This window comes from Streptomyces sp. CA-106110 (assembly GCF_050936285.1).
Classification (GTDB): Bacteria; Actinomycetota; Actinomycetes; order Streptomycetales; family Streptomycetaceae; genus Streptomyces.
The window spans coordinates 694452-707648 of the sequence record NZ_JBNJNB010000002.1 but is presented as its reverse complement, the minus strand read 5'-3'; the positions used below and the strand labels follow the sequence as shown (position 1 = coordinate 707648).

The following is a 13197-nucleotide window of genomic DNA, read 5'->3' as shown; positions in this document are numbered from 1 at the left end:
AGTACGTCTCCTACGCAGGATGGAGAGCGATAGCGGCAACCAGTCAGCGTGATTGGTGTAGTGCCGCTTTCCGACGGTGAGAGTCTCGCCTTCGGCGACCGGGTAAGGCTGTCGAGTGATCACCAGGATTTCGGGCTGGTTGCCCTACTGTCCGAGCTGTGGACAACCCCACAGCGAGCGATCACGTTCGCTGCCTGCGCTCACGCTGGTCCTGGGATGACGCCCCTGCTTTGAAGGCTCCCCTCCCTGAAGGGAGGGGATTCTCCACCCTCCAGGGTTGAGCGGGGATGTACGGCTCAGGCTGCCACCGGAGCCAGCGGCTCAGGTGGTCTTACGCCCTCGACACCGTCCGGGTTCCAACCTGCCCGGACCAGCATCACGCGGGCGGAGTTCTTGTCCCTGGGGGACACGGCTCCGCACACGGTGCAGGCATACGTTCTCATCGAGAGAGGGAGTGCGTGCTTGGTTCTCGCCCCGCACGTTGCGCAGTCCATCGTGGTGTGCGCCGGGTGCACCAGACGGACGTCCCGTGCGTGCTTGCGCCCCATCTCGACCAGGGCACGCTTCGTCGCCGCGATGGCCGCGTCGGCCGCCTTGCGGGCCATGGTGGTCTTCGCGAGGAACTTCGGGCGGAAGTCCTCCACCGCCACTCCGTCATGATCGCGCATGACGGCCTTGGCCCACTTGCGGCCGGTGTCCTCTCGCTGCCGCGCGATCTTCTTGTGCAGCTTCGCTGCCTGTGCCTGCGCCTTCCGGTAGCCGGTGGATGCACGCTGTCCTTTCGGTCGCCGGCGCCGGGCCATCATCCGCTGGTACTTCGCGAGCCGCTGAGCGGACCGCTTGCCGTGTTCGGCATGCGGAAGGTCGTAGGCGTCATCCGTGGTGGTCGCGGTCTCCTTCACACCCCAGTCCACGCCCAGGACGTGGCCGGTCTCCACAAGCGGCTCGACCTGGGCCGGGGCGACGAAGGAGGCGTACCAATGTCCGAGCGTGTCCTGGTACACGCGCACACTCGACGGGTCGGCCGGAAGAGCCCGCGACCACACCACGCTCAGCACGATCTGGCCCGCAAGGTGCAGGCGACCGTCCTTGAGGCGGAAGCCGCGCCGGGTGTAGTTCAGGCTCGGCCTGGCCTCCCGCTTGCGCTTGAAGCGGGGCATCCCGGCCCGGCGGTGCTGCGCAAGCCCGTCCTTGATGTCCTTCAGCGCCTTCGCCCTCGACTTGGCGAAGTCCCGGATCACCTGCTGCTGCGGCACCGAGGCACCCTCGGCCAGCCACGCTGTCACCCCGCGGGCGTCGGTCAGCATCCTGTCCAGCTGCGCCGGACCACACGTCAACTTCTCGCCGCCCGCTCTGCTCTGCGCGTGGGCCTGCCGGGACTTGGCCACGCATTCGTTCCAGATCCAGCGGCAGCGATCCCACTCGGCTTCGAGTGCGCGCCGGGCTGTCTTCGACAGGCGTACACGGAAGGTGTACCGGGCATGCCCGGTGTCCTTCGTGGTCGCTTCTGTCGTCATGCATCCGAACCTACCTGGGAGGACTGACAGTTGAGAGTTCTTGACCGTTGTGGGCGGCATCACGGCCGTGCGGGGTGGACGCCGGATCGCCCTGACGGCGATCCGGCTGTCCCTGCCCTGCTCCGCAGGAGTCCGATTCCTCCCCGGCCTGAAGGCCGGGGCATCCTCGGAGAAAGCCGGTGAACAGGTAGGACTGCAGGGCCGAACAGCTCATCGCTTGGGTTCGACTTCGGTGCCCAAGTACTATTGCGTCTCGCGACGTGGGCATGGTCGTACGCGCGTCAAATGGAATCGCCACGGTTGAGCACCGGACTATATGGCTGTCCCGGGTCATCGCGGTCGGCTCCCGGGACAGGTCACGGCGCTGAAGCTGTCCGCTTGCCCACGTATTGCAGCAGTGCGTGCACTGCGTGGCGCGGACGACCAAGCGTCCGCGCGTAGATCGCGGAACTGCAGGATCATCTGACGCAGCCGGACCGGGAGCGTGCGTGGCCGAGATCACCATCACCCCCGACCAGCAACCTCGTTAACACCTCGAGGGATGTTGCTTGGCTGCTTCCCTGGGAGTGACTAGCTGTCAGCAGCCAGGCCGGCGAGGAGTAGGCACAGCAGCGCATCCAGGTCAGCTTCCGCGCGATCACTCGCCCACTTACTGGCGTAGCCAGGATCGTGGAAGTAGGCCGTTGCTTGGAACAGGGCATGAGACAGGACCGCTGGAGGCGCGTCGCAGAATTCCCCGGCCTGTTGACCATCGGCCACAATCTGGGCCAACTGGGCCTCCAACTGCGCCCTGTAGGCCGTGATCGACTCGCTGTTCTCTCCCACCAGCGCCTGGTACGTGGCGAACAGTTCTGGGGCGTCCAGCGCTGCAGCACGCTGAGCGGCGAACAGCACCCACACCCACTCGCGCACACGCTGCATTGCAGTGCCAGGGCCCGTCATCACGCTTGACAGCGGTGCGTGCACGCGGTCCAGCAAGCGTCGAGTCACCGCATCCCACAACACCGCCTTGCTGGGGAAGTGCCGGTACACCGTCCCATGGCTGACTTTCAGCGCTCGGGCCACGTCGACTACCGTGGCCTTCGCAGGACCGAAGCGGCGGAGCACCTCCTCTGTGGCCTGAAGGATCTCTCCTCTGCTGAGGCTGCGTCCGCCGTCGTGCTGCGGGGTGGACCCTGGGCTCTGCCGCTCCGGGCCAGGTCCGTCGCGTTGCGTCATATCGGTGATCTCCGGGGCTTGGTCAGTTCCGGTCTGAAGCGGCGGTTCCCCAGCGGAGGCTCACCAGTTGGATGAGCGAAGCGTAGTGAACCTGTGGCAGAGTGCTACGCGCACGCCCGGCGCCCAGGCGACGCCCGCACCCTCCTCGGTCGGGTCTTGCGGCCCGGTCGACCAGCGTCCGCAGGGACGTGCCACGCGGGCTGGCGGCTCCTGTCGTTCAGTACCAGGGCACGAAGGCGATTGGCTCCCAAGGCTGAGCAACGCTCAGGCTCGCTAAGCCAATCAGAGACGCTGGGGAACCGCGTAGGGAGAACCCATACTCTGGGCTGGGGAGCTGGGGTGAACAGAGGCCGGCGGCGACATCGGAGCCTTCCTCGAAGCCGTCGTTGCCGGGTCGATACTGTGCGCAGTTGCTTCGGGGCAGCCGGCCGGTTGAGATCAGCGCTCGCTGTCGAGTGTGGCCATCAGCGGGGCGGCGTAGCGCTCGCCAGCCGCAGCCCCGGCAGGGATCGCTGCCTCGATCTCCGCCATGGTCTCGACGTCGAGGTAGACGTCGGCAGCACCGAGGGACTCGGCCAGGCGCTCGCGCCGGCGGGCGCCGACGAGTGGGACGATGTCGTGGCCTTGTGCGGCGACCCAGGCGATGGCCACCTGGCTGGTGGTCACGCCCAGGCGCTCGGCGACCCGGCCGAGGGCCTCGACCAGGCGCAGGTTGGCCTGGAGGTTCTCGCCCTGGAACCGGGGGCTGTGGGCGCGGAAGTCGTTGCTGGTCAGCTCCCGCGCGCCGGACCAGTGGCCGCTGAGCAGACCCCGGGACAGGACGCCGTAGGCAGTCAATCCGATTCCGAGCTCGCGCAGCGTCGGGATGATCGCCTTCTCCGGGCCGCGGGACAGCAGGGAGTACTCGATCTGTACGTCGCTGATGGGGGCGACGGCAGCGGCGCGGCGGATGGTGTCGGGGCCGACCTCCGAGAGGCCGATGTGCCGGATGTAGCCGGCCTGCTGCATTTCGGCGAGGGCGCCGACAGTCTCCTCGACCGGGATCTGCGGGTGAAGACGGGCCGGGCGGTAGATGTCGATGTAGTCGGTGCCCAGGCGGCGCAGGGAGTAGGCCAGACGGTCCTTGACGGCTTCCGGTGAGACGTCGTAAGGGACAGGCTGGAAGCCGCCGTTGGGGGTGCGGCGGGAGCCGAACTTCACGCTGAGGACGACGTTTTTGCGCGCGCGGGACCTGAGGGCGTGGGCGATGAGCATCTCGTTGGCGCCCGAGCCGTAGAAGTCGGCGGTGTCGATGAGGTTCATGCCCGCGTCGAAGGCCGCGTGCAGCGTGGCGATGCTCTCTGCCTGGTCGGCAGGGCCGTACAGGTCGGACATTCCCATGGCGCCGAGGCCTATGGCGGACACCCGGGGGCCGTAGACACCGAGGGTTCGGGTGGGGATGGTCATGGTGGCTCTCCTTCAGATGGTTGGCGGTGGCCGGTGCTCAGGCACGGTGGAGCAGGCCGGTGATGCCCATGCGGTGGGCCAGACGCAGGCGCAGTTCTTCAGCGGCGCCGTTGACGATCTCGGCGCCATAGTCCGACCCGTCCGCGACGGCGCGACGGGGCCGCTGCCCCCCGGGGAGGTCGACGATGCGGACGATCTCGTCGGCCACGATTTGCGGGTCGGCGGAGACTCCGTTCACCATCAGGCGCTCGGTGTCCTGGCCCATGGAGGCGAGGAAGGGGGCGATCTTGTCGTAGGCGGCGGTGCGCTCGGTGTCGGCCGGGAAAGCAGCGTTGGCGAAGTGCGCGGTGCCCTGGGTGAAGACTCCGGGCATCAAGATGGTGGTCTCGATCCCGTAGGGGGCCACGTCCCAGGCGGTGGATTCGGCAAAGGCATCGAAGGCGGCCTTCGCGGCCGTGTAGGGGCCAAGGAACGGGGGGATCGCCCGGGTGGTGCCCGAACCGATCCACAGCAGCAGACCGGACTCCTGTCGGCGCATCACCGGAAGGGCAGCCCGGTTCACACGCAGCGCGCCCACGGCGTTCACGTCGAAGGCCCGCAACACCTCCTCAGGACTGAATGCCTCGGTGACGCCGACGAGGAGGTGCGCTGCGTTGTGCACCACCACGTCCAGGCCATCGACTTCCTCCACGATTTCCGTGACGGCTCGCTGAGCGGACTCCTCTGACAGGACATCCAGTTCGATGACGCTCAGAGAGCCGGCCGCGGTCTTGGTGGCGTCCCGCAGGGCCTGGGCCTTGGCCGCGTTGCGGCCTTCGGAATCCCGCATCGAGGCGAAGACGGTGTGGCCGGCCTCGGCCAGGGATACGGCCGCCAGGGCCGCGATCCCGGTTCCGGCACCGGTCAGGAGGACCCGGCTGGAGTGAGTGGTCATGGTGAGTCTCCAACGAACGAGGGTATGCATCGGCGCAACAGAATCACATCAACGATCACCAGAGTGATGAATCGACGCTAACATATCACCGATCACCGTCAAGTGTTATCATCGATGCATGTCAGAGGCTAAGACGCTCCCGCAGCCGCGCGAGCGGATCCTGCAGGCAGCCACCGACCTGCTCGCCGAAGGGGGCAGGGATGCGGTGTCCACTCGCGCCGTGAGCGCCGCAGCCGGGGTGCAGGCGCAGACGATCTATCGCCACTTCGGCGACATGCAAGGACTTCTTAACGCCGTCGCCAGGCGCGGCTACGCCGACTACCTCGGGGCCAAGCGCGCCCACGTCGGTGTGGGCGACCCAGTGGAACAAGTGCTGCGGGGCTGGGATCTCCACATCGCTTTTGCCCTCGCCAGCCCGGCCGTCTACCAGCTCCTGTACGCCGACCCGAGGCCCGACGTGGAATCCCCTCTGGTCGGAGACGCGCACGCGGTACTGCTGGGACTAGTAGAAAGCGTGGCCAAGAGCGGTCGGCTGCGTACGAGCGTCGAGTTCGCGGCCGCGATGATTCACTCCTCCGGTGTCGGTGTGGCGCTCACGCTCATCGCCGCACAGGCCGCGGGACAGTTGTCCCGGTACGAGGGGCTGTCCGACAGCGTTCGCGACGCCGTCCTGGGCTCCGTCCTGGCGGAACCGCAGGACGCTCGGGATCCTGGCGACCCCACGCCCAAGGCGGCTGTCCACGCCATCGCACTCAAGGCACTGCTCGCCGACGGCGTGCAGAACCTCACTCTGGGCGAACGCACCCTGCTGGGCGAGTTGCTGGACCGGATCGCCAGCGAGGGCGCCCTGTCCGAGCCAACGGACTGAGCGCCCTCGGCCGCCAAGGCCACACCTGCCTCGGAGATGTTCGCGAAGTCATCGGCCGTCCCCAATCTGCGATCGACGCGCTACCGCGCAGATGGGGCAAGCCTGCCTTCAGGGCGTGCCACCAACAATTGAGAGCACACCAATGGTCGGCGTGGGGCTACCCCCACAGCCGGCCGGGACCAACCCGAGAAACCGCAGGCCGGCAGGGCTCACCAGCCGTGCGGATACTCCCGACCTCCGCCGTTGAGTCGATAAGCGCGGCAGTCAAATGCACCGACAGCACTGAAGCCCAGCTCAAGGCTTTCCGGAAAGGGAGAACGCTTAACGGCAGTCTTCGCTCCGATGTTCCACCCGCCAAAAAAGTCTGAGTGGACCTACAATCGCTACGGGCTGGCCCGCTCCGAAAAGAACCCGTCTGCGGTCGCCGCCGATGCGCTTTTCTTCATGTTCCAGGAAGTGCGACCCAGGCAAATCTCGCGAGAGTGACCTTAAATGCGACCCGAGTCAACCTCGACGTACCCCGGGGTCTCGTGCCAGCGGGGGTCCGGTGACAAGAGGATGCGCTGAGAGACCGCGTCGTAGGATGAGCTAAGGAGGCTCGCCGGACATGCTGCGCGGTAGGACTACTGAGTGTCGAAGGCTTGACCAGCTGCTCGCCGAGACGCGGTCGGGACGCAGCGGCACACTCGTGATCTGCGGGGAGCCGGGGATTGGCAAGTCGGCATTGCTTGACTACCTGGCCGAGCAGGCGTCGGATTGCCATGTCGTGCGTGCCTGGGGTGTCGAGTCGGAGATGGAGCTCGCGTTCGCCGGGTTGCATCAACTGCGCGCGCCGATGCTCGACAGGCTGGAGCGCTTGCCACCTCCGCAGCGAGATGCGCTGGGGGCCGCGTTCGGCTTGGACGCGGAGCACTCGCCAGACCGCTTCATGGTGGGAATGGCAGTACTGATGCTGTTTTCGGAGCTTGCGCAGGAGCAGCCGCTTGTCTGCCTGGTCGATGATGCGCAGTGGCTTGATCAGGCCAGTGTGCAGGCTTTGTCTTTTGTCGGTCGGCGCATGCTGGCCGAGCCGGTCTTGTTGGTGTTTGCGGTGCGGGAGATCGACAGACGCGAACTGGTTGGTCTGCCCGAGATGGTGGTCACGGGAATCGACGACAAGGACGCACGGCTTTTGCTGGCGTTGGCGATTCGCGGGCAGCTGGATGCCCAGGTGCGGGACCGGATTGTCGCTGAGACCCGCGGCAACCCTCTGGCACTGCTGGAGCTGCCCCGGGGCTTGACGCCGGCGCAGCTGGCTGGTGGGTTCAACCCAGGGCCCCGGCACTCGCCGGGGCCCTGCGGTCAGCTGCTACTTCCACGTCGTCAGGTCCAGACGGCCATCACTTCGGGCGAGGGCCTTCGACGATCAGCGGTGTGTTGACCAGGCCGACGACGAGGGCATTGACCCCGATGCCGTCTGGCCCGTAGTCGAGCGGTACTGGGCGTTCGGCGGCCGGTGGATCGGCTGCGGTAGTCCGGGTCGGCGGTGCCATCCGTGCGGTTGTGATCGTGGCCGAGCGGACCTCCTGGCGCCGGAGGGACTGCCTTCGAACGTGCCCGGGCTGGACCGGCTGGTGGCGGTCGCGGGCTGGACCGCCGGCCGGACGTACACGGGGGACTGGGCCGGGGCTACGACCGGTCGCCGGCCTTGTTGCCGGCGGCCATGGTCTTCGCGTCCAGGCCGCCCACCGAGTCGCCGGAGACCTCGACGTTGTGGGCGTGGGCGAGGTGGTGCAGCCCGAAGGCGGCGTCCATGCCCGCACGCAGGCCCATGAGGTCCTCGGCCTGGTTGACGGCCTTCTTCGTCAGTGTCAGCCCGAGCCGCGGCATCTTCCCGATGCGCTCGGCGATGTCGAGGGTCTGCGCGTTCAGTTCGGCCCGCGGCACGACGCGGTTGACCATGCCCAGCTCGTGTGCCCGCTGCGCGTCGACCTTTTCCCCCAGGAACAGAAACTCCTTGGCGAACCGTGGGCCCATCACGAACGGGTGGGCGAAGTACTCGACGCCGGGCACGTTCATCCGCACCACCGGGTCGGCGAAGAACGCGTCGTCGCTGGCGATGACGAGGTCGCAGACCCAGGCGAGCATGAGACCGCCGGCGATGCACGCGCCGTGCACCGACGCGATGGTCGGCTTCGGCAGCTCCCGCCACCGCCGGCACATGCCGAGGTAGACCTCCTGCTCGCGCGCGAACCGGGACTCGGCCCCGGCCTTGCCGACGTGCGACCACCACAGGCCGGCCCGCCGCTCGTACGGCACGTGATGGTCGCGACCGGGGGTACCGATGTCGTGCCCGGCCGAGAAGTGCTTGCCCGCGCCGCGCAGGACCACGACCTTCACGGCGTCGTCCTCGGCGGCGCGGTAGAACGCGTCATCGAGCGCGTAGGTCATCACCGAGTTCTGGGCGTTGCGGTACTCGGGCCGGTTCATCGTCACGATCGCTGTCGTGCCCCGTACCTCGTAGAGCACCACCGGTCCCTTGTCGGGGACGGCCGGGACCTCCGTGGGGGCCGTGCCAGTCGACGCATCAGTCGCCATGTCCTGCATCTCCTCTCGTATTCGGCGCGGTCAGCGGGTAGAGCCGCTTGATCGACTCGATGACACACAGCTCACCGGCTCGTTCGAGCTCTCGCTCGAACCTGTCCCGACGGCGACCTGGAGGCCACCGCCGGGACCGTCCGTCACCTCGTCCAGCCGTGTCCGTATCCAGACCCGGCAGCCCACGGGGAGCGAGGCTGGGAAGCGCAGCCAGTTCGCTCCGAACTTCCGCCCGTAGCCGAACCCGGCCAGCCGGTAGACCGATTGGCTCAGCCCATCGCCCACGCCCACGGTCAGCGGGCCGTGCGTGATCGTGCCGCCGAACGGGCTCTCGGCGGCACGATCACGTCGACGTTGATCCACTGGTGGTTGTTGGTCATCCGGGCGAACGTGACGGCGTCGTCCGCTGCCCGGTGTGGAACTGGTAGCCCGCCAGCGACTGTGTCGTCGGCATGAGCTCGATCTTGGTGACGTTGACGTGTGGCGGCAGTTCCGCGACCGACAGCATCGCCTCGGCGACGTCCGCGGCGTCGAGGGTCGCGTACCCGGTGGCGCCGACGATCTCGGTACTCACGCGGCCGGGCTCGACCACGGTGACCCGCACGCCCGTGCCGTGCAGGTCCGACCGCAGGCCGGTCGAGAAGCGCGAGATGAACGCCTTGCTCGCGCCGTAGACGATGCTGTCACTGTGGGGATGGTTCGTCACCGTGGAGCTGACGTTGATGATCGCGCCGTGCGGGCTATCCGTGTGGGCTGCAGCAACCGGGTGAGCCCGACGAAGGCGGTGACGTTGGTATCGACCACCGCGCGCACCTCGACGACCCGCCACCCGGCCCGCACGAACCGGACCGTGCACTCCCGCCCGATCCCGGAGGTCGCGCCGGTGATGAACGCCGTACGGGTCACCGAGTCTCCCGGATGGGCCGGGCCCACCTCTGTCCCCGGCACTAGGACTTGTCCCTCGCGACCGGGAACCCGATGCAGATCACTTCGGTGCCCGGCTCGCCGACGACGTCGTGGGCCTCTCCGAAGTCCGACCAGATCGTGGCGTGCTTGCCGCACGTGGTGCCCGCGATCGTGACCGAACCGTGCATGACGAACATCAGGGAGGTCCGGTTCGCCTCCAGGTGGTGCGCGACGTCCATGTCGTCCCAGTGCAGCATCGAGAACGTCACGTCGTTCTCGGTGAAGCGTCCCATCACCTTCGTGGAGATGCCGCCGTCGCGCACCCATGCGAAGGCCTCCGGCGACATTTTGACCGGGGCCTCGTAGCGCGGCTCGACGAAGACCTGCGGACGCCCGTAGGTCCACTCCCACACAGCCTGGGACCCGTCGATCTGCCGGGCCTCGCCGTTCTCGTCGACGAAGTGGTAACGCCCCTTGCGGAACTCGCCCTTCTGCTCCAGGGCCCGCATGGCCTTCTGGTTTTGCGCGTGGGTGACCCAGTCCGGGCCCCACTGCAGGAGCAGTTGCTCGCCGCCTTCGATGCGCTCGGGCCCGTACGGGGCGCCGGCGGGGAAATAGGCGACCTGCCCGGGATCGCACACCACTCCGGGCCCGAAGTCCATGTGGCCGGACAGCACCACTCGGATCTGCTCGAAGTTGTGCTTGTGCCGCGGCGCCGTGAACAGCTTCTCGCCCTCGTGGAACTTCGCGATCAACGCGTAGACGCCCACGCCCGGCAGGACCTCGCCCTCCCGCAGCAACTTGCGGGAGGTGAACATCCCTCGCGGGCTGACCGGGAGATCCTCGTACTCCATCGTGGCCGTGTCATTGATCAGCATGTCCAGGTCCTCCAGTCGTCGGGTGCCCGGTCAGCGGTGTTCGGCATGGTCCTCGTTCGGCGGGTCGAAATTGGCGATGTCAACGGCCGCCGAGAGCCTCCCAGCTGACATGGGTGACGGGCGGCCGTGGGACGCCGCCGGATCGACTTCCAGACTGTAGCCTTGTGGCTGCACTTCTGTCCAGGTCCTGCACGACCGGTCGAAACCGCACTTCGGGACGGAGGCGCAGGAGCACCGTCCCCTGCCGGGCCTGCCGGAACGGCGTCTCCGACTCCCCGCCCGAGTGCACGTCCGGCGTCTACGAAGTCGACCCCTGCGTCAGGGGCGAGGCGTCGTTGCCTCCGTCTGGATCCCCTCTTGTCGCACCTGACGTACGCGGCAGGGTGTTCGGAGGTTGCGAAGGCCTGTTCTGCTGAGCCCAATCGGATGCCGGACGATTGCGCGGCAGAAGCTCCGCCGGTCCTGATCAGGTCGCGGAGCGCCGTCTCATCGATGTCCATCCACGGGTCGGGCCGATGTATCTGATACAGGCCGATGCAGTCGGTGTTGAGCATCTCTGATTGGCGTAGTGGTCCTGAGTGTTGCTCAGGTGCGAGCCAATCGCCTTCGTGCCCTGGTGCTGACGGCAGGAGCCGTCAGCCCGCGTGGCAGGTGAGCCTGCCGCCGTCGGGTAGGGCGCCATGTGGCGATGTCCCGGCGGCAGGCGTCGGTTGCTGGCGGCGTAGGAAGCCGGACGGCTTGGCCGCGGACAAGTCCACGCAGCTCTCTCGACGGGATCACTGCTGTCCCGCACCAAGCTTCCAAGATGGGCGTGAACACGCGGGTGGTATGGAGAGGCTTTGGGCTGGAACTGCCATGGGGCGAGAGATCTGGGGCTCGTGAGCTTCCCGCGATTGCGCATGCCCGCGTTGTCGCGCTCCGCCGGCGGTGGGTGCGGGCCGGCCCGGCTGCCCCACTTCACCCTGGACGATCAGCTCGTGGGTGCGGCTCGACCTCAGCGATCGGCGGCGGAGAGGATTCGGCGAGCCCGTTCCAGCAGGGGCTTGTCAACCATCTCCCCGTCGACCACGGTGACGGAGTCGCCGGCGGCGACCACGGCGCGCGCCCACCGCTGTTCGCTTTCGGTGGGGGCGAGGTGGGCCGTCACCGCAGCGATCTGGGCGGGGTGGATGCACAACTTCCCGGTGAAACCCAAACGGCGGGCGTGGACGATGTCCGCGGTGAGGGCGTCCATGTCCGCCACGCTGGTGGTGACACCGTCGACAGGGGGACACAGGCCCGCGGCGGCCGAAGCCGAGACCAGCCTGGAGCGGGCGTACGCAAGTGCCGTGTGGTCGTCGTGGGCGATGCCGAGCTGCCTGGCGAGGTCGGCGTTGCCGAAAGCCACCCGGACCGCGCCGGGAGTGGCACACACCTTCATGGCCCTCTCCACGCCGGCGGCTGTCTCGACGAGCGGGACCAGCAGGCACTTGCCAGCCGTTCGGCAGGTGATGTCCGCAAGAGTGGCGGGGTCCTCGGACTTGGGCACCATGACAGGGGCGCCGTAGCGGGCCGCCACTGCGAGATCGGCGTCGCACCACGGTGTACCCGGCGGGTTGATCCTGACCATGGCGCTGTTGCCCTCCCCGAGCCATGCGGCGACGTTGTCGCGTGCCCGGTCCTTGTCTTGCGCCGCCACGGCGTCCTCGAGGTCGATGATGACCGCGCCGGCATCGGCGGAGGCGGCCTTGGCGAACCGGTCCGGACGGTGACCGGGAACGAATAGCAGGCTGCGGGCCGTTTCGATGCGGCTTCTGGACAGGTTCATGTGAAGGTCACCTCGGCTGTGGCGTGGCGCTCCTCACGATGCGTGGCGATGCGCAGGGCGGCGTTATGGTCCACCGGCGCTCCGGAAGCGAGCAGGCGCTCACCTGCGAACGCGGGGCGCCGCAGTCGGTAGGACACGGACCGCACGCGGCGGGTGGGGGCGTTGCGGCGTACCAGTTCGAGCATCGTGAGCACCAGGAGTGGGCCGTGGACGACGAGGCCGGGGTAGCCTTCCTCGCCCTGGGTGTACGGCGTGTCGTAGTGGATGCGGTGCGCGTTCGCGGTGAGGGCGCTGAAGCGGAACAGCAGCGTGGGGTCCGGCTGGAGCGGAAGCTGCCAGGCCTCGTCGGTGTGCGGTGCGGCGGAGGTGTCGAGGTCCGTCGGATGTTGTCCGGCGCTTCGCCCCGACCGGTAGACGATGTCCTGTTCCTCAACCACGCACGTCCGGCCGTGCTGAAGGTATTCGCTGCGGACGGTGACGAAGAGGAGTTCCCCGGTTGAGCCCTGTTTGATTGCCGACGCGCGCACACTGCTGACGCGCTGGGCGCGCTCACCGACGTGCAGCGGGTGGACGACCTCGCAGCGCCCTCCGGCGAACATCCGCTGCCGCTGGGGGACGGGCGGCAGGAAGTGGCCGTTCCTCGGGTGCCCGTCGTCACCCAGCTCCCGCTGAGTAGGCCACTGCAGGAAGTGCAGCCAGTGCCACAGCGGCGGTAGAGGATCGCCGGCCACCGCGACGGGTTCCGGCAAATCCAGTACGGCCGACAGCGCGGCGACCGGAGCGGGGGACAGGCCGTCGTCTTCGGAGACCGCTCCGGGGCTCCACGAATCCACGTACGGGCCAAGCCCGCTCCGGACGGTGTGCATGCTTCTCCTCGACATTTGACTGTGGACACGGGCAGCGCGTGGCCACTGGCCCGACCTGCGCACCCAGTCGGCGTACCTCGTTGAGAACGGCTCGGCCGACCGCAGGAGACACTGGGCGCATGCGTCCATTTCAGTGCCGGGCTTCCTCATGACTATGCCTTGATGGTGGCGAGCTCATCA

Annotated in this window: 13 protein-coding genes; 2 read left to right on the top strand and 11 right to left on the bottom strand. The window is 67.8% G+C overall.

Annotated elements, in window-relative coordinates; all coding sequences use genetic code 11:
* Nucleotides 1-296: 296 nt before the first annotated feature.
* From ACQEXA_RS60865 to ACQEXA_RS60850, 4 genes are all read right to left on the bottom strand, one after another.
* A complete protein-coding gene (locus ACQEXA_RS60865) occupies nucleotides 297-1517 on the bottom strand; it encodes an RNA-guided endonuclease InsQ/TnpB family protein (RefSeq protein WP_433135252.1) in 1221 nt (406 codons plus the stop codon).
* A gap of 570 nt (nucleotides 1518-2087) precedes the next feature.
* Nucleotides 2088-2735 carry a TetR family transcriptional regulator gene (locus tag ACQEXA_RS60860; RefSeq protein ID WP_433135251.1) on the bottom strand — a complete coding sequence of 216 codons (648 nt, stop codon included), beginning with the start codon at nucleotides 2733-2735 and terminating at the stop codon, nucleotides 2088-2090.
* 438 nt (nucleotides 2736-3173) lie between these two features.
* The gene (locus ACQEXA_RS60855; protein WP_359410727.1) at nucleotides 3174-4181 is read right to left on the bottom strand and encodes an aldo/keto reductase; all 1008 of its coding nucleotides are present in this window, start codon (nucleotides 4179-4181) and stop codon (nucleotides 3174-3176) included.
* Nucleotides 4182-4218: 37 nt separating this feature from the next.
* Nucleotides 4219-5115 carry an SDR family NAD(P)-dependent oxidoreductase gene (locus ACQEXA_RS60850; RefSeq protein WP_433135250.1) on the bottom strand — a complete coding sequence of 299 codons (897 nt, stop codon included), beginning with the start codon at nucleotides 5113-5115 and terminating at the stop codon, nucleotides 4219-4221.
* Between the two features lie 118 nt (nucleotides 5116-5233).
* On the opposite strand from ACQEXA_RS60850, the gene ACQEXA_RS60845 reads away from it, so the two are divergent.
* Together ACQEXA_RS60845 and ACQEXA_RS60840 are read left to right on the top strand one after the other, a co-directional pair.
* Entirely contained in the window at nucleotides 5234-5983 is a 750-nt protein-coding gene (locus tag ACQEXA_RS60845; protein WP_433135249.1) for a TetR/AcrR family transcriptional regulator, read from the top strand.
* A gap of 607 nt (nucleotides 5984-6590) precedes the next feature.
* Nucleotides 6591-7403, top strand: a complete 813-nt coding sequence (locus ACQEXA_RS60840; RefSeq protein WP_433135248.1) for an AAA family ATPase — start codon at nucleotides 6591-6593, stop codon at nucleotides 7401-7403.
* A gap of 248 nt (nucleotides 7404-7651) precedes the next feature.
* On the opposite strand, the gene ACQEXA_RS60835 is transcribed toward ACQEXA_RS60840, so the two are convergent.
* The 7 genes from ACQEXA_RS60835 to ACQEXA_RS60805 form a co-directional block, all read right to left on the bottom strand.
* Nucleotides 7652-8560: an enoyl-CoA hydratase gene (locus tag ACQEXA_RS60835; RefSeq protein WP_433135247.1), complete on the bottom strand. Its 909-nt coding sequence runs from the start codon at nucleotides 8558-8560 to the stop codon at nucleotides 7652-7654.
* 376 nt (nucleotides 8561-8936) lie between these two features.
* Nucleotides 8937-9266, bottom strand: coding sequence for an SDR family NAD(P)-dependent oxidoreductase (locus tag ACQEXA_RS60830; protein ID WP_433135246.1), 330 nt, complete (start codon nucleotides 9264-9266; stop codon nucleotides 8937-8939).
* Entirely contained in the window at nucleotides 9263-9466 is a 204-nt protein-coding gene (locus ACQEXA_RS60825; protein ID WP_432941557.1) for a hypothetical protein, read from the bottom strand. Before ACQEXA_RS60825 ends, ACQEXA_RS60830 begins: the two co-directional genes overlap by 4 nt.
* Before the next feature lie 41 nt (nucleotides 9467-9507).
* Entirely contained in the window at nucleotides 9508-10344 is an 837-nt protein-coding gene (locus ACQEXA_RS60820; protein ID WP_432941555.1) for a hypothetical protein, read from the bottom strand.
* Nucleotides 10338-10898 carry an aldo/keto reductase gene (locus ACQEXA_RS60815; RefSeq protein WP_433135245.1) on the bottom strand — a complete coding sequence of 187 codons (561 nt, stop codon included), beginning with the start codon at nucleotides 10896-10898 and terminating at the stop codon, nucleotides 10338-10340. Before ACQEXA_RS60815 ends, ACQEXA_RS60820 begins: the two co-directional genes overlap by 7 nt.
* Before the next feature lie 440 nt (nucleotides 10899-11338).
* Nucleotides 11339-12151, bottom strand: coding sequence for an HpcH/HpaI aldolase/citrate lyase family protein (locus tag ACQEXA_RS60810; RefSeq protein ID WP_433135244.1), 813 nt, complete (start codon nucleotides 12149-12151; stop codon nucleotides 11339-11341).
* On the bottom strand, nucleotides 12148-13017 hold the full coding sequence (locus ACQEXA_RS60805) for an FAS1-like dehydratase domain-containing protein (RefSeq protein WP_432941547.1): 870 nt from the start codon (nucleotides 13015-13017) through the stop codon (nucleotides 12148-12150). Before ACQEXA_RS60805 ends, ACQEXA_RS60810 begins: the two co-directional genes overlap by 4 nt.
* Nucleotides 13018-13197: the final 180 nt, after the last annotated feature.

Excerpts from the sequence above, each read along its gene's own strand:
- ACQEXA_RS60850 (WP_433135250.1), bottom strand. The coding sequence starts at position 5,115 with ATGACCACTCACTCCAGCCGGGTCCTCCTGACCGGTGCCGGAACCGGG.
- ACQEXA_RS60815 (WP_433135245.1), bottom strand. The coding sequence starts at position 10,898 with ATGCTCAACACCGACTGCATCGGCCTGTATCAGATACATCGGCCCGAC.
- ACQEXA_RS60835 (WP_433135247.1), bottom strand. The coding sequence starts at position 8,560 with ATGGCGACTGATGCGTCGACTGGCACGGCCCCCACGGAGGTCCCGGCC.
- ACQEXA_RS60820 (WP_432941555.1), bottom strand. The coding sequence starts at position 10,344 with ATGCTGATCAATGACACGGCCACGATGGAGTACGAGGATCTCCCGGTC.
- ACQEXA_RS60855 (WP_359410727.1), bottom strand. The coding sequence starts at position 4,181 with ATGACCATCCCCACCCGAACCCTCGGTGTCTACGGCCCCCGGGTGTCC.
- ACQEXA_RS60840 (WP_433135248.1), top strand. The coding sequence starts at position 6,591 with ATGCTGCGCGGTAGGACTACTGAGTGTCGAAGGCTTGACCAGCTGCTC.
- ACQEXA_RS60810 (WP_433135244.1), bottom strand. The coding sequence starts at position 12,151 with ATGAACCTGTCCAGAAGCCGCATCGAAACGGCCCGCAGCCTGCTATTC.
- ACQEXA_RS60860 (WP_433135251.1), bottom strand. The coding sequence starts at position 2,735 with ATGACGCAACGCGACGGACCTGGCCCGGAGCGGCAGAGCCCAGGGTCC.
- ACQEXA_RS60805 (WP_432941547.1), bottom strand. The coding sequence starts at position 13,017 with ATGCACACCGTCCGGAGCGGGCTTGGCCCGTACGTGGATTCGTGGAGC.
- ACQEXA_RS60845 (WP_433135249.1), top strand. The coding sequence starts at position 5,234 with ATGTCAGAGGCTAAGACGCTCCCGCAGCCGCGCGAGCGGATCCTGCAG.
- ACQEXA_RS60865 (WP_433135252.1), bottom strand. The coding sequence starts at position 1,517 with ATGACGACAGAAGCGACCACGAAGGACACCGGGCATGCCCGGTACACC.